This window comes from Schlesneria paludicola DSM 18645 (assembly GCF_000255655.1).
Lineage (GTDB): Bacteria > Planctomycetota > Planctomycetia > Planctomycetales > Planctomycetaceae > Schlesneria > Schlesneria paludicola.
On record NZ_JH636434.1, the window covers coordinates 3077392 to 3101003 of the forward strand.

Consider the following 23612-nt stretch of genomic DNA (forward strand, 5'->3'; position numbering starts at 1 on the left):
AATGATCGAAGGTTACTCGGCGTGATATTTCAAGTTTTCATAGACCTGCGCCACACTGCGGGTTTCGTATTGAATTTTGACACCATCATGAACCTGCTGAACCCCCTCGAGAACAATCTTGTCGTCGACCTCGATTCCCGATTTGACAATAAAGATGTCGTCCAACTCGTGACTGATTTCGAGTTCGCGCTGACGCGCGATGTCGTCCTTGTCGACGACATACACGAAGCGTTTGTCGAGAATCAGAAAGGTTGACTTCTGGGGAATGACCATGGCATCTTTCTGCACATGGGTGAGGAACACGTTTCCGGTTTGGCCATGACGCAACAAGCGATCGGGATTGGGGAAATCGGCGCGGAACGAGATATTCCCAGTCCTGTTATTGAAGTCTGCTTCAATCGCCCCGATCGTGCCTTCCTGGGAAAACTTCTTTCCATTCGCCAGGACGAGATCGATTTTCATCTCTGGCCCGTGCTGGTCTTTGTCGGCCATAAATTCCAGATAGCGTGCTTCGGGCACGTTGAAATAGACCCACATCAGGCTGTTATCTGACAGGGTCGTTAACGTACTGCTCTCTTCGAGCAGGCTTCCTTCCTGATGCTGCAGTCGGTCAATGATCCCATCGAAGGGGGCCTTGATCGTCGCGAAATTCAGTTCCGCCGCCGCCAATTCCGTCTTGGCTTTGGCACGCAGTAGCTTGGCTTTTTCTAGCGACACTTCATTCGTGGAGACGACTTTCTCCGTCGAGAGTTTCTGCGAAAAGTCGAACTCCATCTGTGCAATCGCTTGTTCGGCCAATTCGGCGTCATACTTGGCCTTATAGATAATGGGGATGACTTTGAAGAGCTCGTCACCTTTTTTGACCTCTTGCCCCTCTTTGACCGAGATCGCATCAAGGTAGCCGCGTTCAAGAGCTTTGACCTCAATATGTCGCCTTGAGTGAATTTGACAGACATACCGCTGGTTTAAGGTGATGGACCTCACTTCAGGCTTGGTCACCACAATCGTGTGTGTCTCGATCGCGGGCTCGGCATTTTGAGCATCGCAGCCAAGCACGAACAACGGGCACAGAATCAAGAGGAGCGTGGCGACATCGCCGCGTGGCCGTTCGTGAAACAATGGCAGAAATCCTGGATTGGGTTTCACCAGAACAGTCCTCTCACACGCACGAGTCTTAGAAGTCTGTTGAAGTAATGGGGACCAGCCACGATCCGATTCAACAACGCCATGACATCGAGAATGCCAAGGTGCCTATCCCCCTGACTTCAACACAAATGGCGACCAAACAATCCAGACAAGCCGACGTCGGCAAGTCTGAATTGATGACTCACGAATATCAAGCGTCTGCGCATTCCAACGATTTTCTCAGGAATCAAACTTGTGACAGAACAACCAAGCAGCCGTTACAAGGTCAAAGACTGAACCCACAGACTTTGTTTCGGATCGTCATTCAATCGCGACGAGTCCAAACGAAGCCGCCAGACGGTGTAACCGCTCACAGCCCGAAGCGCGGGGGACAGGCACCTTGGCGGTCAAGATGTCATGGCGTTGTTGAATCGGATCGGAGCCAGTCCCCGTTACTTCAACAGGCTGTTAGCCGTCCCTATCTGGTTGGATTGCGAACGGTACTCCGTGAACCGCTACGATCCAGAATCCGTTGAGAGGTCACGGGCTGAGGCCGCAGGCTTTGTTTTGATCGACATTCAATTGCAACGAGTCTCAACGAAGTCGCCACAGGGTGTCGTCATTTACAACTCAACGAGCGGGGGGCACGAAGAGAGGGGGACAGGCACAATTTCCCGGTCAACGGAGTTCACAGTGCATCGCTCTGGTTAGCAGTCTGTTGAAGTAAGGGGGACAGGCACCTTGGCGTTGACGATGTCATGGCGTTTTTTAAGCTGGCCGGAGCCAGTCCCCGTTACTTCAACAGACTGTTAGCCTTCCCTTTGACGCGGGAAAATGAGCCAGTCCCCCGCGTGTGAACGGTTACTCACACGGTTCCTTGAGCAACTTCCAGTGGAGATCTGTCATGCGAACGATTGCGATGATTGCGACGTCGATGTTGCTGCTGATGGGGTGCGACGCCAAAAACAATAAATCCATTCCCCGGCCGTTGGCGAAGAAGGCGACGTTTGAACTCTACGTGGTGTCGGCGACCGGCGGCGCGAATACGAAAACGGACACGGATCCTCAAACAGGGACGACAATCTACCTGACCACACCCGCCGTGATTACTTCGTCGGACGTCGAATCGGTTTCCCTTTCAGCAGATATGCCGGATCAAAAGAGACTCAACGTGAACCTGACACCGAATGGTGCGAGCAAACTTTCCGCCGCAACGGCCACCCCCAATGGAATGAGGCTCGCAATCGCCGTCAACGATAAGATCGTGAGCGCGCCCGCCATTCGCGCGACGTTGTCGAACAGCGTCAGCATTTCTGGTGACAAGTTAGAAGTGACCTTGGACGCGCTGACCAAAGAGTAGCGTCAGGAAATCGACACTGCGGACATCGCCCGATTGTAACCGTCCACAGACCGGGGACTGGCTCATTTTCCCGCGGTAAAGAGCAGGCTTCCCCTAGTTGATGCACTGTGGATTCCATTTGAACCGGGAAAATGTGCCTGTCCCCCCGCTCTTCGGACTGTGAACGGCTAAGCCCGACGAGTCTTCTAATCATTTGGAAGATTGGACCAACTTGGTGCTGACTCAATCAACGGAGGTTGTAAGATCGTCAATGTGTGCGGGCGCGAGGGACGCAGACGGACAATTGGACCGTGCTCCAAGTGGCATCTGACCGTGCTCAGTGAATCAGCCGCCTGTTGAAGTAAGCGGGGCATGCACCCTGGCATTCACGATAGTCATCGCGTTTTTGAGTCTGGCCGGAGCCAGTCCCCGTGACTTCAACAGGCTGTTAGACACGCACAGTAGACAATCAAACATGCTGCGAAGGGATATTCGAATGGCCGCTTTCAACGCCGGCTGCATCGATGCACGATCGACATCCGATCGCCTCTCAATGTTGGGTGTACAAAAGTCTGCGGTTGCATTTACGGTTGAAAGCAACTCCGAAGCAGGCCCTCAAGGGAGGGATCACGGAAGATGCTCAAGTCGATCAAGGTGCTCAACGGCATCTCAGTCCACGAGCACACGTAAATCCTTGTGGCACAGAGGAAATCGCAACAGGTCGATCAAGATGCTCAAGGTATTCCCGATTTCTTAGGGGGTGGGCTTCAACAAATTTGACATCTTGCGAAAAAAGCCAGATGAACGCCGCCCGATGCGGTTCAGGTTCTGTCAGTGCAATGTCAGTACAACCGGCGTCGAGGGCGAACGCATCAACCCGGCTGCATCTTGTTCTCATTGCAGTTTCTGGATACGCTGGTAGCGCAAACGTTCCGGATTTTCAGAAAACAAGCGTGAAAATCGAGGACATTTACGTGGAACCCGTGAATGTCGAGGGCTCGAATTCCTCAACGCGGAAACGTTGCAACTCCAAGCAACGTCGAATGTGAATCCGTGTGAACGCATGATTCGCAACAGATTGAGCCCTTGCCGCCTTCTATCCCGATTCACCCGGAGAGCTGTTATGTCGAAAAACGTCTCGAAGCTTCATCGGCGCCAGTTTTTGCAAGCGTCAGTCTCGGCAGGGGCTGCAGCATTTGCTGCACCGATGATTATCCCGAGCTCCGCCTTGGGCCTGGATGGCAACGTGCCGCCGAGCGAACGCGTGATCATCGCCGGGATCGGGATTGGTAACCGCGGGACATACGACCTGGGTTGCTTCCTGGAGCAGAAAGACGTTCAGTTTGCCGCGGTCTGCGACGTGAAAGAAAAGCGCCGGACCGCTGTGAAGAAGATCGCCGACGAAAAGTACGGCAACACGAACTGCGAAATGTATCGCGACTTCCGCGAGGTGCTCGATCGCAAAGACATCGATGCCGTCCTGATTGCGACCGGTCCCAACTGGCACTGTACCGCCGCGATGTACGCCGCCAAAGCCGGCAAGGATATGTACTGTGAAAAGCCTTGTACGAAGAACATCGCTCAAAGCCTGATTCTGAAAGACACGATCAAGCGAACGGGCCGCGTCTTCCAGGCGGGGACTCAACGCCGAAACCTGCCACACTTCGCGTTCGCCTGCGAGCTCGCTCGTACCGGCAAGCTTGGCAAAATGAAAAAGGTCTACGCGCACCCAGCCGGGATGCAGGCGATGACCAGTGGCTGGCTCGTTCCCGAAACCGAACCTGAACAAGAAGTCGTCGACTGGAACATGTATCTGGGCCCCGCAGCCTGGCGGCCGTTCAACGCGAAGCTGCTGGATGGTTTCAACTTTGAAAAAGGTGGCGGACTGGTCGGCGGTGGCGTGCTGGAATGGGGTTCTCACTGCGTCGACCTGTGCCAATGGGCCGTCGGCGACGTTCCCGCTCCCGTTGAATACGACGCACCAAAAGACGGTGAACTGGTCGCACGTTACGAAAGCGGCGTGGAACTGATCTTCCGTGAAAAAGGCTGGATCCCGCTCGGGTCATGCCCTGTCCGCTTCGAAGGCGAAACCGGTTGGGTGGAAACGGGAGACAGCGGCAAAATGGTGCTCAGCTCACCAAGCCTGCTGGCTGGTCGGACGGTGGCCGAGATCGATGGCTATCCCGCCACGTTCCATGTGCGCGACTTCCTCGATTGCGTGAAGACACGCAGTCAGCCCAAGGGGAATGCCGAAGCGGCTTGCAACGCTCACATCGCCTGCCACGCGGCGAACATCGCGCTGTTCCTCAACCGCCAGGTGAAGCTCGATCCGAAGACGAACGAGTTCATTGGCGACGAGCAGGCGAATCGGTTGCGTTCAGAAGCACTGCGCGAACCTTGGCGAATCTGACCCTGACGGGACAGTTCGCGACGGAAACTTGATGCCGCGTCGACGGCCCGCACCACACTGCGGGCCGTCCGGCATCGAAACCGTCCTTCTTCTGTAATCCGCCGCACGTCCATGTACGTCGGTGAATTGATATTTCTTGCGCTGAATTGCCAGCCACCAGATGATCGGAACGCACCTATGCTGTTGCCTCGAAGATTCCTTTCCCTTGCATCGCTCTTCGTTGTCATCGTCGTCTCGACGATCACCACGACCCATGCCGCGAACGACCCATCGCCCGAAAAAGAAGCCGAGCTGATTGCACTGCTGCAGTCCGAGGCTCCTCCCGCAGAGAAGGCGCTGGCCTGTAAACATTTGGCCGTTCACGGCACGAACAAGGCCGTTCCAGAACTGGCCAAGCTGCTGACCAATGAACAACTCGCGTCCTGGGCGCGGATTCCGCTGGAAGTGATCCCCGGGTCCGAAGCGGATGAAGCCCTGAGAACCGCGACGGAATCGCTTCAAGGAAACCTCCTGATCGGCACCATCAATTCGATTGGTGTTCGCCGTGACTCGAGTGCCGTCGAATTGTTGTCGAAGCGATTGGAAGGGCCCGATGCCGACGTCGCTTCGGCCGCGGCTGTCGCTCTGGGAAAAATTGGCAACAGTGCGGCCGTTAAAGTACTGACGCCATTGCTGGCATCAGCTCCTGCCACCGTGCGGTCCGCCGTTGCCGAAGGATGCGTGCTGGCTGCGGAACGGTCCTTGGCAGAAGGACACGATGTGGAAGCAGTCGCGATCTACGACGATATCCGCAAGGCTGAACTTCCCAAGCAGCGAATCCTCGAAGCAACCCGAGGCTCGATCCTTGCTCGCCGTGAAAAAGGAATCCCACTACTGATCGAACAGTTCCAGTCACCTGACAAGGAACTGTTTGCCATCGCATTGACGACCGCACGCGAGTTCCCAGGACGCCAAGTGGACGAAGCTCTGGCGACGGAAATGGCGAAGGCTTCTCCCGAACATGCGGCACTCATCATCAGCGCCATGGCCGATCGTCCACAAACCGTCGTCCTGGCCGCAATCATGAAGGCCGCTGGACGTGGCTCGAAGCCGATCGTTCGCATCGCCGCGATCTCGGCATTGGGCCGAGTCGGCAATCCAACCTGCCTGCCATCTCTGCTGGAATCGGCCCTGGACTCCGATGCCGACGTCGCATCAACGGCAAAGAAGTCACTGATTGAACTGCCCGGTGAGAGTGTTGATCAAGAGATCGTGGCCCGTTTGGCAAAGCCAGAACCAAAGGTCTATTCGCTGCTGCTCGACTTGATCGGCCAGCGACGCATTGCGGCGTTGCCGATCCTGACCAAGGCGCTGGAAAATTCCGACCGAGCCGTGCGGAGCGCCGCTCTGACATCGTTGGGAGCGACCGTAACTCCTGACAAGCTTTCTATTCTGATCAAGCAGGTCCTGACACCGAAACATGCCGAAGACGCCCCCGTGGCACAAGCGGCACTCAAGACAGCCAGCATTCGGATGCCAGATCGCGAAGCCTGTGCGACCGAACTCGCAACCGCCACAGAACGCACTTCGGTTCCGACGAAGATTGTGCTGCTGAAGATCCTGGGCGAAGTCTCGGGAACCAAAGCACTGCAGACCATCGCCGCCGCCGCAAAGAACAATGATCCGCAGCTTCAAGACGTCGCCAGTGAGTTGCTGGGCGAGTGGATGACGATCGACGCAGCGCCTGTCCTGCTCGACCTGGCCAAGACGGCTCCCGCCGAAAAGTTCCAGATCCGAGCCATGCGCGGATACATCAAGATCGCACGTCAGTTTGCGATGGAGGAAAAGGACCGCATGGTCATCTGCGAAAAGGCATTCGAAGCATGCCGCCGTCCTGCAGAACAAAAGCTGGTGCTCGACGTCTTCAAGCGGTACCCACACCCAGAAACGTTGCGGATGTCGATCAAGGCCATTCAATTGCCGGAAGTCAAGGACGATGCTTATCAGGCAACACTGGTCATCGCCCAGAAGCTGGGCGGCAACGCGGCCGAAGTGCGGGAACAATTGAACAGTGTTGAACTGCAAAAGACGAAGCTCGAAATCGTGAAGGCCGAGTATGGGGCCGGAACGTCGCTGAAAGATGTCACCGAGATATTGCAGAAGCAGGTTGGTGAATCGCCATTGTTGACTCTGCCATCAGAGAACTACAACGACAGCTTCGGTGGCGACCCGGCACCAGGGGCGGCGAAGAAGCTGAAGATCCAGTACAAGGTCGACGACAAAGCGGGAGAACTCTCATTCGCCGAGAATGCACTGCTAATCTTCCCGACACCTGTCCCGAAGAAGTAAGGCAGCATCGGCCGCACGACGATTCGTTGAAATCGACATAAGTTTGAACAGTCAGCCTTCAGCAGAGATTGCCGAAGGCTGACTGCATTATGGATGCCGACTGTCGCGACCCTGACGGTCAGTCAAGTCGAGTCGTGAATTCATTTGGTGTTTGCAATGGCTGACGAAAGTGTCATCTGATGGCGTGATATTTCGCGTTCGATGTCGACGAGATAGGTGGCGTTGAGCGACGGGCACGGATCACAGCGATCAATCCGTACTCTTAAATCCTGATGGCGTCACACAAAACTCGGCTCGCCCGATCTCCGAAAACTGATTAAAACACGCGCGTCATGTTGACTACATTAATGCTCGCCGTCTCGATTTGGGGGACCGACCCAGGTCAAGTTTTTATCGGTGACGCCGTGCCTTGGGCGGCGAGTGAGATCGCGGTACCAACAGACGCAGACCAGAAATCCGCGAGAACTTCGTACTTCGCACAAGATGACCCCGCACATTCACGACCACTGACAGTGCGTGGGCAAACCGTTTCAGACGGGATGCCGCCCCCGGTGGCAGGCTATTGCTGTGACGATTTTTGGGAAAGCGAGTTCGTCAGCGGATTCATCAGGTCGATGAACCCTTTCGCCCCTGAAGACGTGACGACCCTTCCCTGCTACTACGATCCCTTCGGGTTTCAGATGGGGACAGGTTCATGTGGGCCACAGGGTTATCGGCTGGGCTGGCTAAGCTACAACGACATCACCGTCCTTCCCGCCGCATCGGCGCAAGGGACGACCGGCGACATGAAGATTGTCGAATGGAATTCGTACGTCAAGTATTCGCAGGTGATCAACCCGGGGGTGATCTTCAGCGGAACGGGTTGGTTTAATGCGCGTTGGTGGGATGGACCAGGCGGAGTCGACCTGCCTGCCCAAGTCGATCAGATTTCGACGGACCTGGAACTCGGTTTCTTCAACGACGGGCCGTGGAGTGGTCAGATTGCCTTCCATCCCCAGATTGTCGAAACCTATGAAGCGAGACTCGATCGCAACGCCTTCAATTTCGACGGGCGCGTCGTCGTGACCTACAAGGCATCGCCTCAACTTAGCCTGGTTGGCGGGGTGGCGATCTGGGATCGCGTCAACACGCTTATCGTCCCTCACACGGGAGTCATTTGGACTCCCGATGACCGATGGGAATTCCGAATCTTGTTCCCGCGATCACGAATCAGCTACTTCCTGGGCCATCGCTGGAACGCCGACTTCTGGTTGTATGGACAGGCCGAGTACACCGCCGAGGCCTGGCAGGCGATCGTGGGTGATCCGGGCTACAGCGACCGCATGCAGATGACGGATGAACGCGTCAGCCTCGGCTTGCGCTGGGACTCGGGTCGTTACACCTTCTTTACGGAAGGAGGATACGTGTTCGATCGACAGATCAAGTTCGCAGGATCGACACCGTCGTTCGATCTGAGCAATACCAGCATGATCCGCGTCGGCATTCGCTACTAGTAGCGCGAGCACTCGATGACTCGCGCGAATGAAGTTGTTTACGCGTCGCGTCGACAAACCCACATGGCTCCTTGCTCACGCCGAAGATGAACGCGTCCGTGCCAGCGATGTCCATCAAGAAGAACGAGACAATGATCCGCTTCATTCCTCAGCCACTCGAACGTGCCTGCATCCCATCGTGTGACGCTTCCACGCTGACCGCTGACCGGACCTTCGTAGTCGAGATAGAACAGTCGATGGTCGGCAATCTCTTCTGCAGACATCTCACCCGAGGTCGCATCGGGGGCATTCAACAACCGCCATGTTCGGCATTTATCGCCGTTTTCCAGCAGAAAATCCCAATGCAGCGAGGGGTAATCGTGCGAAAGAATGGCAAAGCGAAGCATGTCGAGCGACCTCAAGGAACAAACGGATTCGGTGTGGAGGGTTCGTGATCGTGGTCATCGACGATAGTCATTTGAAGGTCTCGTTGTGTAGGCCACGATCAGCTTGGACACGCGCATCGCGATCGACGTCCCACCAACATGTGACTCATGCGACGATCATAATCACACACGACGATCACGATGCGAGACGTCATCACACGACGATCAACGCGCGTCATTCAGCGCGCGCAACGAGGATCACGTTCAATCACGACTCTCATTTTTTAAAAAATGTGAGAAGAGAGCGCGCGGCGTGCGACGACGCTTCGATCGATCATCGGATCACACGTCGGAAGACGAGCAACGTCGCGTTATCATCAGGAATGATCAGCGATGAGCGATTCAGCGTCGCGTGCAACAATCACGTCGAAAACACTACGTTTTACGGCACTCGGCGCATGCGATCTGCTGCGGAACACGGCCACATGAACAGCGACGTCATTCTACTACACACGTCGTAATTTGACGAAACATCCGAGGGTACGATGCCGGTATCTGCAGCGATCAATGGCCTTCGCGCGATGATCAAGTTTGAAAAAACGTCGATTTTCTGCGTCGCAATGAGCAGAAATGGCTTGAACAAAAAAACGAAATACGTAGGATGACGCCCAGTTCGATGTCAGTTCTCGTGATAACGTCACTGTCAAGTCGACAACAGAAAGTCGCTGCCGCGACCTGATGGAGTCGACAAGTTAACGACGAAGTCGATAACGACGGTGATCATGACGAGGCTGAGTCGCGATCTGTCATGGTTGACAGGTCGAAAGGAATCGATGTGAGCGATAAGTCTTTACCGAACTGCTTAGCCCGGTGCGTCAGCGGTTGAGACAAGTCACTCATGGTCTCTTGGAATAGAGGGCTTGTTAAAATGGTTAAGAAGAAAGCAGCAGCTAAGAAGGCTCCGGCTAAGAAGGCTCCAGCGAAGAAGGCTGCCGCCAAGAAGGCTCCAGTCAAGAAGGCTGCGAAGAAGGCCTGATTTTCAGGTGCTTCGCTGCAAAGGCCGCGGCTTGACCGCACGCCTCGCTGTGTCACTCACGTGACACCCGTACTACAACAAGCAAGAGGGGGTTGGATTTCCAGCCCCCCCTTTTTTTTGCCTGCCTCCGATGGTTACGCCTCTCTGACACCCTTAGCCCGCGCTACGCCGCCATGTCCGTGAATCCTTCCAGCGATCCATTGCAGACCCCCGCTCAGTTTGTTCGCGGAGTGGGTCCAGCGCGAGCCGAATTACTGGCGCGCATGCAGTTGATCACCGTCACGGACATGCTGTTCAACCTGCCGCGCGACATCCTTGATCTTTCACACGTCACGCCTGTCTTTGAATTGAAGGAAGGCGAATTGCAGACCGTCTTCGGGGTCGTCGTCGATCGCGATGCCAAAGAGACCTCGACTGGCAAGACGATGGTTGCGGTCCTGCTGCAGGCCGATGGTGGATTCATCCGTGGAGTCTATTTCAACCAGCCTTACATGTTTAAGCGGTTCGAGCTGGGCCAACGGCTGCTGGTATCGGGCAAGCCCAAGTTCAGTTCGCGACGGTGGGAGTTTTCTCACCCACGCATCCAATGGCTGGGCGAAGACGATCCGGGTGATGGTGGCGGAATCCTGCCGGTCTACTCGCTGACCGAGGGGCTCGCACAGCATGAGATGCGGCGGTTGATGAAGGGGGTTGTCGAAGAATACGCTCACCTGATCCCCGACCCACTGCCGGAATCGTTTCGAGAACGGGCGCGCGTGATCGGGCTGGCAAATGCGCTGCAGCAAGCCCACCTTCCGAATACGGTCGACGAACACCGCTCTGGAATGCGCCGCATTCTGTTTGACGATCTGCTCGAGTTCCAATTGGGGCTGGCGATGCGCCGTCGGTTCTGGAAAAAGGATCGTCCCGCGATTCCCCTGCCGACGACCGCGAAAGTGGATGCCCGCATCCGACGTTTGTTCCGGTTCCACTTCACGGCAGGACAGAACCACGCCGTCAATGAGATCAGTCAAGATCTCGCGAAAGAACAGGCGATGCATCGCCTGCTTCAAGCGGACGTTGGAGCAGGGAAGACTGCTGTCGCTGTGTACTCAATGCTTGTGGCAATTGCTGCCGGAACTCAGGCGGTCATCATGGCCCCGACCGAAGTCCTGGCATCACAGCATTGGCAAACGATCGACCAGTTACTGGCCGAAAGTCGTGTCACCCGACGCTATCTGACAGGATCGCTGACCGCCGCACAGCGCCGAACCACGCTCGACGAAATCGCCACCGGGACCGCTCAGCTTGTGGTCGGTACTCAGGCGGTCATCCAGGACGCCGTTCGCTTTCACAAACTGGGGCTCGCAGTCATCGACGAACAGCATAAGTTTGGGGTGATGCAGCGAGCCAAGTTCAATAGCGGCGACGTTTCGCCCCATGTTCTCGTCATGACGGCAACACCGATTCCACGCAGCTTGTGTTTGACTCAATTTGGAGATCTCGACCTGACTTCGATCTCGGACTTGCCACCCGGTCGTCAAAAAGTTGTCACCAGTCGTGTCTTCGGACGAGGTTCGGTCCAGAAAGCATGGGAGTTCATCAAGAAGAAACTGGGTGAAGGCCGTCAGGCTTACGTCGTGTGCCCTCGCGTGGAAGAGAATGCCACATTGCCGATGGGCGTTGATGCGAGCGGGAGCGCCGAAGCCGTCTATCGAGAGTTGTCACAGGGCGAGTTCAAAGAGTTCCGAGTCGGACTCGTTCACGGCCAACAGGATCGTGACGCCCGATCACGCACGATGGATGCGTTTCGTGAAGGAGAGCTGGGCCTGCTGATCGCCACGACCGTCATCGAAGTGGGTGTCGATGTCCCCAATGCAACAGTGATGGTCATCAATCAGGCCGAACGATTCGGCCTGTCGCAACTGCACCAGCTACGGGGGCGGATTGGTCGCGGTAAGTTCCAGGGATACTGCTTCCTATTTTCGGACACCGACACTCCCGAGGCGACGAAACGATTGGCCGCCATGGAATCCACATCCGACGGTTTTCGGATCGCCGAGGTCGATTTCGAACTTCGCGGTCCGGGCGATGTGCTGGGCGTTCGGCAAAGCGGATCATTGCCGCTGCGAGTTGCGGATTTGATCCGCGATCGCGAACTGCTGCTGGAAGCGCGAACGGCGGCCTTCAATCTTGTCGAAACCGGCGAGTTCGACGAACCCGAGTACGCGCCCCTGAAGATTTGCGTGCTCGAACGCTTCAGCCAGATCATGAACCTTCCTCAAAGCGGCTGACATCAACGAACAGGCCCCATCAAGACGATCCTGACGGGGCCTGTTACGAGACAGATCAAACTTGGTGGGAGGGCGATGAGAGCCGTTAGCCCTCTTCGTGCCCTCCCGTTTTCTCACGCAATCAACGGGCAATCAGGAATGGCGTGCGTTACCGGACATAGAAACCGAACCCAGGAGTGGTCACACCCACACCAACGCCTGGTCGACCATATCCGTAACCGCCATAACCATACCCCGCTTGCGGACCACAGCCGCCATAGCCATACCCGCCAACGGCAGGATACCCATAGATCGGAGCAGGAGCGACTACGACGGGTGGGCGGTAACCGTATCCACCGCCGTACCCACCACGATATCCGTAGCCATGATTTCCATACCCATGACCATGGCCATGCCCATGACCGTAGTTCGCCGATGCCACTCCGGCGGACAGGACCAACATCGAAGCAACTGCCACCATCCCGAGAACTGTTTTGCGTAACATGATTCTGTCCCTTTCTTGGAAACTGTTCATCATCCCGATCGCACGGCAGACAGGTAATCGCATGCAGCGTGCCAATAAATTGAAATACGATTTGTTGGGTTCGGAAGCGGCCGTGATCAGCACGCCATCGCGATCCGCTCCTGAGCCGACTTGCCCAGCAATGACCTGAGAAACAGGCAATTCTTGCTGACAGCCTTCATGCAGGCATCGCTCAAGCGTTGCACAGGAAATGGAGCACGACACGTAGCGACCACGGCGCATGTCATCGAATTGATTGGAAATGACATCACTTATCGCCAGTTCGGCCGAATGCCCTCGCGCACGACCGTTCAGCCGAACGACGATTCCGAATAGTGCGACTCTACCGGCGGAACTTGAACCGTCCGTCCACACGATCTGAAGTTCGAGAATCGCCGCACGGCGACTCGTCGCAACGGAACAACGGAACGCGTTCAGCCGACGGAGGCTTCCGCGACGATGTCATGAATCCGGAATTTGCCCAAACAAGTGTTGAACAATCCGCGTCAAAAACGGCAAGGGAATCAAGAGTTGCCTTTATCCGCCAAGCAAGATTTGGAATACTCTCAAGTGGCGGGAGACAATTCAGTCTGAACATTCAGGAGTGTCGGGCAAGCAACAGGACTTTGTCGGCGCAAGCCAGCACACCTGACCTAAGGAAGATGAGCGAGATTCCGGCGACAGGGCTTACCCAGACGCCGTGGCAGGACGACAACGACTTTCTGGTATCGAGGAATTGATAGACGTGACGCACTTGATTGAATTCGCGGGTGAAACGCAGTCCAACGCCGTTCGCCGAGTTATCGCTGAGACCGAGCCGGTCGCGTTACGAACCTTCACGCCATCGCAAGCCGTCTTCGCCAAATCCGCAGGTGTCTTTCATTGGACTCCAGAAGGTCGAACGCTGTACGACTATTCCTCCGGTGTGCTGGTCGCCAATCTGGGCCACAATCCCAAACGGTGGATGCAGTCCTTTGGAAAATATATGGGATGGTCGGCGGACCTGTTCAGCGGCAAGCCGGCGCAAGCGGATGACTACGTCCCGGCACTGACGATGACGGCCTATAACGGAATCACGGAAGTCGAGACCCAGGCCGTGCAGCGGTTGCTCGCCAATCTGCATCGAAGCCCCGGCAGCAATCGATTGAACACGATCGTCTGGGCCGCCTCGGGCTCAGAAGCGATCCAGAAGGCGCTGTGGGCCTCATTGGCCCGCGATCGGACCCGCGACATGATCGTGGCAACGCGATTTGGCTTTCATGGAAAGAAGGGGCTGGCGAACGCCGTCACCGGCTCAGAGAAGGATGCCGAACGTGACCCGCGCGTGAAATTCATCAGCTTTCCGATGGAAGAGATTCTGGACGCGGGTTATCGCACCGATTCCGTCAATCTCGATCGATACCGCAATGAACTCGACGAGTTGTGGCGGCAGTTTGGTCGAAAGCTGACCTGCTTGATCACCGAGCCTTATCTTGGCGGGGGCGGCAGCTTCCACCCTCCTGCGGGTTATCACCAGATGCTGCAGCAGTTCTGTCGAGAGCACGACATGCTGTTCATCTTCGACGAAGTGCAGGCCAACTTCGGACGCACCGGTGCGATGTACGCCTTCGAAGCGTACGGGGTTGAACCCGACATGGTCGTCCTGGGGAAAGGACTGGGGAATGGCGTGCCCGTCGCGGCAGTCGCCACGCGAGGCGATGTCTTTGGCGTGATGAAATACGGCGAAGCCTCGGACACCTGGAGCGCAAACCCACTTTCCTGTGCCGCGGTGCTTGCGACGCTCGACGAGTTTGAATCGACCGAAGTCTTAAAACATACGCGTGAATTGACCCCGATTTTCCTTAAGGGGCTTGAGCGTCTGAAGTCGACCGGCCTGGTCAATCACGTCCGCGGTGAAGGCCTGGTCTTCGGATTCGAATGCGCACCATTCGGTTCGTTGACCCCGGCGGAAGTCGCTGCAAAGATCGTTGAAGCGTGTTACATCGGCCGGGACAACGTTGGAATTCACTTGCTGGGAGCGCTCGCCGGCAAAGTCTTACGCGTCAGCCCGCCGCTGACGATTACGACTGCCGAGGCCAACCACTCGCTCGAATTGCTGTACGATCTCGTGTCATCGCTGGCGAAGAAACTGAAATGAGTGCCGTTCATTCGGATCGGGTGACCTCTTCGTCCGATCCGATTTACTTCCGCGAAATCACGCCGAGACAGCCAGATCGAGAGTTCGACGTTTCGATAGACAATTTTCAATCGCGGAAAGTGCGTCGGGTGTGCCGTTCAGCTGTCCGATGAGCGGTGTCAGATTGCGGCGGTAGTCATCCAGTTGACTCAAAAACTGCGTCAGCCGTTCTGACCGGAAGGACTCAATGACCGTCCAGTCACCTGCCCCCATCTGTTTCAAGAAACAGGCGTTGATCTGCTGTTCGTGGTGCATTCCCTCAGGCAGCGCGAAGAACGGCTTCCCTAAGTGCAGTGCTTCACCCAGCAATTGATTTCCAGCGGCGCTGACGATGGCGTGACAGTGGGTCAGGTCATGGACGAACTTTTGCTCGTCAATGGCGTGATATGTCAGTCCACCGCGCGGCGGCAATGAACCAAGCCCATAAATGCGAATCGGCCAACCGCAACGTGCCAGAGCATCAATCACGCTCGGCGGGGTATTGGGGCGCAGATAGGACAAGAGATAGTCGCCCGTCGTAGATATCGCCGAAACAATCTCACTCCGCAGCATCGGACCGACTTGTCGGACATGCTCAAAGCCACGTTTGAGCGGAGGCGAGTAAAATGACGACACGACCGGTACCGCATTGTCCCAGCCGTAAAACCATCTCACCGCCCAGCTCATCCACCATGCATAGCGGCGGAGAACGAGTGGAAGCTTTCCAAGATCGTAGGCCAGCAACACATGCTGATGATCGAGGCTCATCCAAGGCAGTCCGGTCAGCTTCGCCGCGCGCGGCAAGATCGGCTCGAAGTCGGCGATCGCCAGATCGGGCCGCTCCAATTCGATTTGGCGACACATCGCCTGGACGAGTGTTGGCAGTTCACGCATGGCGAACGTCAATGCGCCGGCGGTCGATTTGAACAGATCGAGCCTTCCACCGGTGTAGTGAAAATTGAGCCCCAGCACGCGAATCAGCTTCACGTTCGCAAATCGCCCGTCACCATACTGGCGAACGAGAAAATCGTACGCATCACCAGGAGCGAACAGCACCAATTCGTGCTGATGACGCAGTTGCTCGACAAGTGCCAGGACACGGACGGCATGCCCACGCCCCTCGCCGGCCATGCTGTAGAAGATCTTTGCCACCCGCATCTCCTTACACTGAGCGACCTCGGTCGGCGGGAGTATACACTCGAACGCGGGAAAATGTCGTCATCAGCCTTCGCCGGGGCAGGCGCACTTGATGCAATACAGGGAACGGATACGATCGAAAGACCGACAAGTTTTCATCCAGGATAACGACCATGAACAGCGTTCAGCTTCGCGAACTTCAAGCCCCCTTGAAGAACCAATTCAAAGACAATCCTGCGTCCGCCCTGCAGACATTGCGTGCCGTCGGCACCTTGGGGCCGGATGTGACCTGCGAGTTGATCTTCTCGGTCCCTCCGCAGACAGCGGGACTGCATCCCTGCGCCGGAGGCGATGGAACCAAGGCTTGCTCTGCCGAAATGCTGCTGCATGCGCTTGTCGGATGTGCGGCGGTCACGCTGGGTGCCGTGGCAACGGCCATGGAGATCCCGATACGAGGCGGCCAAGTTGTCGCAGAAGGTGACGTCGATTTTCGCGGCACTCTGGGGATCAGTCGAGACGTCCCTGTCGGCTTCCAAGAGATTCGCCTGGCGTTTCAACTCGATACGGACGCCGCGCCAGAAAAGGTGGAAAAGCTGATCGAACTTGCAGAGCGTTACTGCGTTGTCTACCAAACGTTGAAGAACTCACCACGGGTCATCAGTCGGTCTGAGCGGGTCACCCACGAGGCCTAATAGCGAGCAAGATCGTCAAACGGAATCTGCGGCGATGATCAACGATCGCCTGCCGTTCAAAACAAAAACCCCCTCGACCAGCTTCCTGCGGAAGGATGATCGAGGGGATTTGGATTTCAGGCCGATGCAGACAGACTATTCGATGATGATATCTTTCACCGTCTTACCACCGGGAATCATCGGCAGAACGTGTTCCTGGTAAGGACAGATCACGTCGAGCAGATACGGGCCGTCATGTTCCAGCATTTTCTTGAGAGCAGCAGGGAACTCTCGCTTGCTGCGAACCTGAGCCGCCTCAAGCCCGAACCCCTTGGCAATCTGGACGAAGTTGGGATAGGTCTCTTCATAGTGACCGCCAGCCCCCGCACCGACCGCTTCTGGATGATCGACGGGACCGAGGTAGGTATGAGCGCGGCTTCCTTCGAGGAACCGATCTTCCCACTGCATCACCATCCCGAGGTGCTGATTGTTCAGCAGCAGCGTCTTCACGGGCAGATTCTCGCACTTCAATGTGGCAAGTTCCTGCACATTCATCAGCATGCAACCGTCGCCGTCGATATCAACCACCAGTGATTCCGGATGCGCGGCTTGCACACCCATCGCCGCGGGCAGTCCGAAGCCCATCGTTCCCAATCCGGAACTACTGAGCCAGCGACGTGGTCGATCAAACTTGTAAAATTGTGCGGCCCACATCTGATGCTGGCCCACACCGACGGTGATGTAGGTATCACGTTGCTTGGTTTGTCGCCAAAGCTCTTCGATCGCGTACTGCGGAATGATGAAATCGCCGCTGTCTTTGACCTGCAGCGGATACTGCTTCTTCCAGCCTCGCAGGGTCTCCCACCAGGCGTCGATCTGCGGCACATCGTCGTCCGCGATCATGGCGTTCAAACCTTGCAGCACTTCTTTGATATTCGCGACAACCGCGATATCGGCGCGTTTGTTCTTATGGAGTTCGGACGGATCGATATCAACGTGCACAATCTTGCCGTGCTTGGCGAACTCGCTGAGCTTGCCGGTGACGCGATCGTCGAAGCGAACGCCGAACGCCAACAGCAAATCAGCGTCATTGATCGCGTAGTTCGAATAGACCGTCCCGTGCATCCCCAACATGTGCAACGATTGATCGTCATCGCCGGGGAAGCAGCCAATGCCCATCACGGTTGTCGCGACGGGAATCCCTGTCTTACGTGCGAACTTGGTGAACTCTTCCGAAGCGTTCGCTTGGATGATTCCGCCGCCGGCATAGAAAATCGGCTTCTTCGATTCGCGAATCATTTTCAGGATTGCGCGAATCTGGTTCGGATGCGGACGGCGCACTTCCGGGTGATAGCCGGGAAGATTCATCTCGGGATCGTAGTCGACTTCCCAAGTCACTTCGTTCAACTGAACGTCCTTTGGAACGTCAATCAACACGGGACCAGGACGACCGGTACGAGCGATATAAAACGCTTCTTTGATAATACGGGGAATATCTTCGGTCTTGGTCACCAGATAATGGTGCTTGGTGATCGCGCGACAGATTTCCACCATCGGCGTTTCCTGGAACGCATCGCTGCCGATCAGATGCGTGGGCACCTGAGCCGAGATCGCCACCATCGGAATGCTGTCCATCTTGGCATCGGCAATGGCCGTCACGAGATTCGTCGCACCAGGACCGCTGGTCCCCATGCACACACCGACCAAATCGGTCGTTCTCGAGACTCCTTGAGCGGCAAAGGCGCCACCTTGTTCATGTCGTGGCAGGATCGTGCGAATATCCGCACTGCGATGAGTTAGCGACTGGTGCAACGGCATGCTGCAACCGCCGGGGTAAGCGAAAATGACATTCGTTCCATGACGAATGAGGCATTCTACGAATACGTCGGCCCCGGTCAGCGTTCGCGTGGTGGTAGAAACGGGCTGGCTGGTGATGGTCGACACGATCAGAATCCCTCAATCGAACGGTAAGCCCCGGTGATGTACTGGGGCAAAGAACTGGCAGACGCTCGCTGCCACAAACGACTCACAAGTCTATCCATTGCGATTCTCAGATTCGAGCCTTCTTTTTGAATCTGGCGTAATCGACTATTGCAAAACAAGTTAAAGCAAACGCAGCGAACTGGCCACTCGAGTTTCTGTGGGACGCCACGTCGCCCCATTTCTTCACGAAAACGGGCGTCGCACGTCGCGACAGTCTTCAATGGCTGCAATCCCTGCAGATGAATGAGGCTCGATCGTCGAACAGGTTCGGTGGCGTCACAAACCTTCGTCGGTAAATAGAAGTATCGGCGGGAAACAGTGATTTCGATACTCGCCGAGAAAAACGGGCGATAAGATCTTGCAGGAAAAGAAATTCCATCCGAAAGACCTCTCACCAGGTGGCGGGACCAGCACCGCATTTGCGTTCAAAGACCGATTGTCCCAAAACACGACTGAACGAATCACGACTGAACTCATGAGGTGCGGTTGATGAACACGCCTTCCTTACTCGCCTCAACCGCCCTGTCGCGTCGCCATTGCCTGAAATGGGGTGGGTTGCTGGCGGGCACGTCAACATGGCCTGCGGCGGGACTGGCGGCGGAGGCGAATGTGCGACGTCCTGCGAGAGCCTGCATTCTGGTCTATTTGCTGGGTGGTCCGCCTCATTTGGACATGTTTGACCTGAAACCGGAAGCGCCGGTGGAAGTCCGCGGACCGTTTTCGCCCATTTCGACCAGTGTGCCCGATTTGCAGATCTGCGAGCACCTGCCGAAGCTTGCAGCGCGCGCTCACCGATTCGCATTATTGCGTGCGGTAAGCCATCCCAACGCTCATCACACACCGATGATCTACTACACACTGACGGGACGACATGTCGATCAGCCAGAAATCGACAACGACATCAGCCCACCGCGGCGAACGGACTTCCCGAACATCGGATCGATCATCGCGAAGCGGAAGCCCGCACCCAGCGGCCTGCCAGGTTGTCTGGCGGTGCCCGAGCTCGGAATTCGCTCGAATGAGGACAACATTCGAGCGGCCGATCCTCTGCGAGGTGGACGAGGGGGATTCCTGGGACAGGCCTATGACCCGTTCATCCTGAACGGCGATCCGCGAATGGCCAAATCACTACCCGAAGTCGTGTTGCCAGAGGACGTCGATCGATTGCGATTCGACCGACGACTGGCACTCCTTTCGACCATCAATTCCCGTCATCCGGCCGGCAGCAGATCGAGTCCGTTCGATTTGCTTCAAAGCACCGCGGTTCGACTGACGGGATCGCCCACGGACGAACGTCTGTATTCCGTCGACCGCGAACCGGACCGTGTCCGAGACCGCTACGGCCGACATCGTTTTGGCCAGAGTCTGTTACTGGCCCGACGATTCGTCGAGGCTGGAGTTCCATTTGTCAGCATCTACTTCAATCACATGACACGTTGCGATGGGTGGGACACGCACGGCAAGAATTTCGAAGGCTGCGAACAGGAGCTGCTGCCGATCGTCGATCAAGGCCTGTCGGGACTCATGGACGATTTGACGGAACGAGGCCTGTTCGACGACGTCCTCGTCGCGTGCTACGGTGAATTCGGGCGCACGCCGAAGATCAACAAAGACGCTGGCCGCGATCATTGGGGGCACTGCTCATCGACCTGGTTGTGCGGCGGCGGGATTCGCGGCGGCGCCGTCTTCGGTGAATCGGATGCACTGGCCGCCTATCCGAAGGCCAACAAGGTTGATCCGATCGATGTTCACGCGACCCTGTTTCATCGGCTGGGACTCGACCCGGGCACGGAAATCGTCGACGCATTGTCTCGACCTCACGCCATCAGCCAGGGCCGAGTCATTGATGCGATTCTTTAGAATCGCCGTTTGCGAAGTCTGGCGCGGATTCAATGGATCGAAAATCCATTCCTCACATCGAACTTTTGCTATACTTGGTGTGTGAGCCCCTGCGTGAAAAATGGGAGTCTCACACAGAAATCCGCGACGACTCGCAAAACCGCGACACAATCAAAACCAGCCGTGAACAGACGTCGCCAAGCGACTGATCAGATACCGCCACGAGGTCAAGACGATGGATTTGTTTCGAGAATACGCCACGAATGTCACGCGACGTCACTTCTTTCGACAGGGGTCGAATGCCGTGGGATGGGCGGCGTTGTCCTCACTGCTTGGTCGATCTGCCACCCATGGTGTGATCAACGCCGCTGAGCCGGCGCCGCACCTGCAATCTCTGATGACCCATCACGCTCCCAAGGCCAAACATGTCATCTATCTGCATATGGTCGGCGGCCCGCCGCAGATGGACATGTACGACTATAAGCCGGTCATGAATGACTGGTACGACAAGGACCTGCCTGAATCGATCCGAAACGGGCAACGCCTGACCACAATGACGTCAGGACAGGCCCGGTTTCCAATCGCACCGTCGAAATACGCATTTGAGCAGGTCGGTGAATGCGGCATGTGGGTCACCGAACTGTTGCCGTGGACCAAGAAAATGGTCGACGACATGTGCTTCATCCGTTCCATGAATACCGAAGCGATCAACCACGAACCCGCCATCAGCTTCATGCAAACAGGAAACCAGATCACGGGCCGGCCCTGTCTTGGCGCATGGGCCTCCTACGGGCTTGGTTCGCTGAACGAGGATTTGCCCACGTTCGTCGTCATGGTGGCGCGCCCGACAAACACCGAGCAGATGCAGGCCATTTCGGCGAGATTGTGGCAAGCCGGTTATTTGCCGGGTGAACATGCAGGGGTCTCGTTCCGTAGTTCGGGCGATCCCATCCTGTACATCAACAATCCACCGGGTGTGCCGCCCGAAATCCGGCGACGCACACTGGACGGACTGAAGCAACTCAACGAACAAACGTTCGCTCAACTTGGCGATCCCGAAACGCGGACGCGGATCGAGCAATATGAACTGGCGTTTCGGATGCAGGCGAGCGTCCCAGAGCTAACGGATCTGGCCAGCGAATCCGAATCAACGTTCAAGCTGTATGGTGACGCCGCGAAGAAGCCCGGCACATTCACCAATACTGTGTTGCAGGCGCGACGTCTCGTCGAACGCGGTGTCAGATTTGTCCAGATTTATCACAACAACTGGGATACGCATGCCAATGTGGCGGGTCGACTGCCAGACCAGTGTCGCGACGTCGACCAGGCCTGCTACGCACTCGTCCAGGATTTGAAGCAACGTGGACTTTTTGACGACACACTCATCGTCTGGGGCGGCGAATTCGGTCGCACGATTTATTCCCAGGGCGGATTGTCGAAAGAAAACTATGGCCGCGATCATCACCCGCGTTGCTTCACCATGTGGATGGCGGGCGGAGGATCGAAAGGCGGCAAAATCTACGGCGAAACGGACGAGTTTAGTTACAACATCGTTAAGGACCCGATCCACATTCGCGATTTTCACGCCACGGTATTGCACTTGCTCGGTTTTGATCATGAGCGGTTCACATTCCGATTCCAGGGACTCGACCAGAAACTGACAGGGGTCGAGCCTGCACATGTGGTATCTGAACTTCTGGCGTGATCCGACATTCTGCGGACCACGTTAGGGACTTGAGGAGCAGTTTGTTGACTGCGCCAGGGAAACTTTTGTGGGAGTCCGCAACCATGTTGGGACAACGTTTGGGATCGATGTGGAAAGCCGCATTCGTCGGGTGTGCGATGCTGATCGCACCAATGGTCGTGTGCGCTGCAGATATCTCGGATGAAGCCGGCTTCTTCAGTGCAGCCGCAATCGAGAAAGCCAATACATCCATCCGGGAAATTGAAAAGAAGTCGGGTCACGACATTCGCATTGAAACACACGCCACGGTTCCGAAGGACCAGATCGATGCGGTGGCGAAGATGGACCACACCGAACGGCAGGTGTTCATGGACCGCTGGGTCCATGAACGAGCGAAAGCCGTCAAAGAAACGGGTTCGCTGGTCCTGATCTGCAAAGACCCCGCCCGCATTGAAACGTGGTTCAGCGGCCGATTGGCGAACAGCGGCATGACCAAAGCCGACCGCCAACGAGTGATTGACGCAGCGGTCAGTGGCATGAAGTCGAAAGACTTTGATGCCGCACTGAATGACACCGTTTCCAAGCTCGGTGAAGTTTACGCGAAGCTGTCGCCCGCTTCGCGATTACGCAGCGACGCCGGGCACCGAGAGCCGCTGCCCCCAACGACGTCATCGACTCCGGCCCGTGAGGCCGGGCCCATCCATCACGCAGCTCCCATTAAGCAGGTGAATTCCATGGGTTGGATTTATGTGGTCGGGATCGTCATCGCTGCAATTTTCGCAATTCGAATGCTTTCGGGACTGTTCGGCAGTCGCGGCAGCGGATACCCAGGCGGTCCTGGACAACCTGGGATGGGTGGATATCCACCCGGGGGTTACCCACCCGGTGGAGGATACGGCCAGCCCGGCTATGGAGGCGGTGGCGGTGGATTCATGCGGAGTGCCGCAGGAGGTCTTTTCGGAGCGGTCGCGGGGAACTGGCTGTACAACGCCTTTGGGGGACAATCGGCTCACGCCCAGGGACCGATGGCCGATGGGTCTGATCCACTGCGTGGCAGCCGCACGCTCGGCGGCGGCGACCAGCCACCAGGCAATAGCGGCTGGACCGATGACGGTAGCTCGTCCGGCGGCGGCTGGTATGACAACGGTGACTCGGGCGGAGGTGGCGATTTCGGCGGAGGAGACTCCGGTGGCGGCGACTCCGGCGGTGATAGCGGTGGCGGCGATTTCTAAGCCTTCTCGTATTGAGTTACTTCCCCTCGATGTCACTGAG

At 56.5% G+C, this 23612-nt stretch carries 15 protein-coding genes; 10 read left to right on the forward strand and 5 right to left on the reverse strand.

From position 1 onward, the window contains the following. Positions 1-12 precede the first annotated feature (12 nt). Positions 13-1146, reverse strand: a complete 1134-nt coding sequence (locus OSO_RS0115170; protein ID WP_010584103.1) for an efflux RND transporter periplasmic adaptor subunit — start codon at positions 1144-1146, stop codon at positions 13-15. Between the two features lie 883 nt (positions 1147-2029). Between OSO_RS0115170 and OSO_RS0115180 the strand changes: the two genes are divergently transcribed. From OSO_RS0115180 to OSO_RS0115200, 4 genes are all read left to right on the forward strand, one after another. Continuing rightward, a complete protein-coding gene (locus OSO_RS0115180) occupies positions 2030-2485 on the forward strand; it encodes a SecDF P1 head subdomain-containing protein (protein WP_010584105.1) in 456 nt (151 codons plus the stop codon). Positions 2486-3587: 1102 nt separating this feature from the next. Continuing rightward, on the forward strand, positions 3588-4874 hold the full coding sequence (locus tag OSO_RS0115190; RefSeq protein WP_010584106.1) for a Gfo/Idh/MocA family protein: 1287 nt from the start codon (positions 3588-3590) through the stop codon (positions 4872-4874). 177 nt (positions 4875-5051) lie between these two features. Beyond that, positions 5052-7202, forward strand: coding sequence for a HEAT repeat domain-containing protein (locus OSO_RS0115195; RefSeq protein ID WP_010584107.1), 2151 nt, complete (start codon positions 5052-5054; stop codon positions 7200-7202). A gap of 332 nt (positions 7203-7534) precedes the next feature. Then, entirely contained in the window at positions 7535-8695 is a 1161-nt protein-coding gene (locus tag OSO_RS0115200) for a hypothetical protein (RefSeq protein ID WP_157605200.1), read from the forward strand. Between the two features lie 38 nt (positions 8696-8733). Here OSO_RS0115200 and OSO_RS43620 read toward each other — a convergent pair whose 3' ends face one another. Beyond that, positions 8734-9081, reverse strand: a complete 348-nt coding sequence (locus OSO_RS43620) for a DNA polymerase ligase N-terminal domain-containing protein (protein WP_010584109.1) — start codon at positions 9079-9081, stop codon at positions 8734-8736. 1188 nt (positions 9082-10269) lie between these two features. Here OSO_RS43620 and recG point away from each other — a divergent pair. Then, the gene (gene recG, locus OSO_RS0115225; RefSeq protein WP_010584112.1) at positions 10270-12369 is read left to right on the forward strand and encodes an ATP-dependent DNA helicase RecG; all 2100 of its coding nucleotides are present in this window, start codon (positions 10270-10272) and stop codon (positions 12367-12369) included. A gap of 148 nt (positions 12370-12517) precedes the next feature. On the opposite strand, the gene OSO_RS50820 is transcribed toward recG, so the two are convergent. Then, complete coding sequence (locus tag OSO_RS50820; protein ID WP_157605201.1) at positions 12518-12853, reverse strand: spore coat protein; 336 nt, start codon at positions 12851-12853, stop codon at positions 12518-12520. Positions 12854-13616: 763 nt separating this feature from the next. Here OSO_RS50820 and OSO_RS0115235 point away from each other — a divergent pair. Continuing rightward, positions 13617-15008 carry an aspartate aminotransferase family protein gene (locus OSO_RS0115235; RefSeq protein WP_010584114.1) on the forward strand — a complete coding sequence of 464 codons (1392 nt, stop codon included), beginning with the start codon at positions 13617-13619 and terminating at the stop codon, positions 15006-15008. Between the two features lie 57 nt (positions 15009-15065). On the opposite strand, the gene OSO_RS43630 is transcribed toward OSO_RS0115235, so the two are convergent. Next, positions 15066-16178 carry a glycosyltransferase family protein gene (locus OSO_RS43630; protein WP_010584115.1) on the reverse strand — a complete coding sequence of 371 codons (1113 nt, stop codon included), beginning with the start codon at positions 16176-16178 and terminating at the stop codon, positions 15066-15068. 158 nt (positions 16179-16336) lie between these two features. Between OSO_RS43630 and OSO_RS0115245 the strand changes: the two genes are divergently transcribed. Then, entirely contained in the window at positions 16337-16855 is a 519-nt protein-coding gene (locus tag OSO_RS0115245) for an OsmC family protein (protein WP_010584116.1), read from the forward strand. 135 nt (positions 16856-16990) lie between these two features. On the opposite strand, the gene ilvB is transcribed toward OSO_RS0115245, so the two are convergent. Next, positions 16991-18778, reverse strand: coding sequence for a biosynthetic-type acetolactate synthase large subunit (ilvB, locus tag OSO_RS0115250; RefSeq protein ID WP_010584117.1), 1788 nt, complete (start codon positions 18776-18778; stop codon positions 16991-16993). Between the two features lie 528 nt (positions 18779-19306). On the opposite strand from ilvB, the gene OSO_RS48025 reads away from it, so the two are divergent. The 3 genes from OSO_RS48025 (at position 19307) to OSO_RS48030 (ending at position 23572) form a co-directional block, all read left to right on the forward strand. Then, positions 19307-20677: a DUF1501 domain-containing protein gene (locus OSO_RS48025; RefSeq protein WP_010584119.1), complete on the forward strand. Its 1371-nt coding sequence runs from the start codon at positions 19307-19309 to the stop codon at positions 20675-20677. Between the two features lie 214 nt (positions 20678-20891). Continuing rightward, on the forward strand, positions 20892-22361 hold the full coding sequence (locus OSO_RS0115270) for a DUF1501 domain-containing protein (RefSeq protein WP_010584120.1): 1470 nt from the start codon (positions 20892-20894) through the stop codon (positions 22359-22361). Between the two features lie 83 nt (positions 22362-22444). Then, on the forward strand, positions 22445-23572 hold the full coding sequence (locus OSO_RS48030; protein ID WP_010584121.1) for a TPM domain-containing protein: 1128 nt from the start codon (positions 22445-22447) through the stop codon (positions 23570-23572). Positions 23573-23612: the final 40 nt, after the last annotated feature.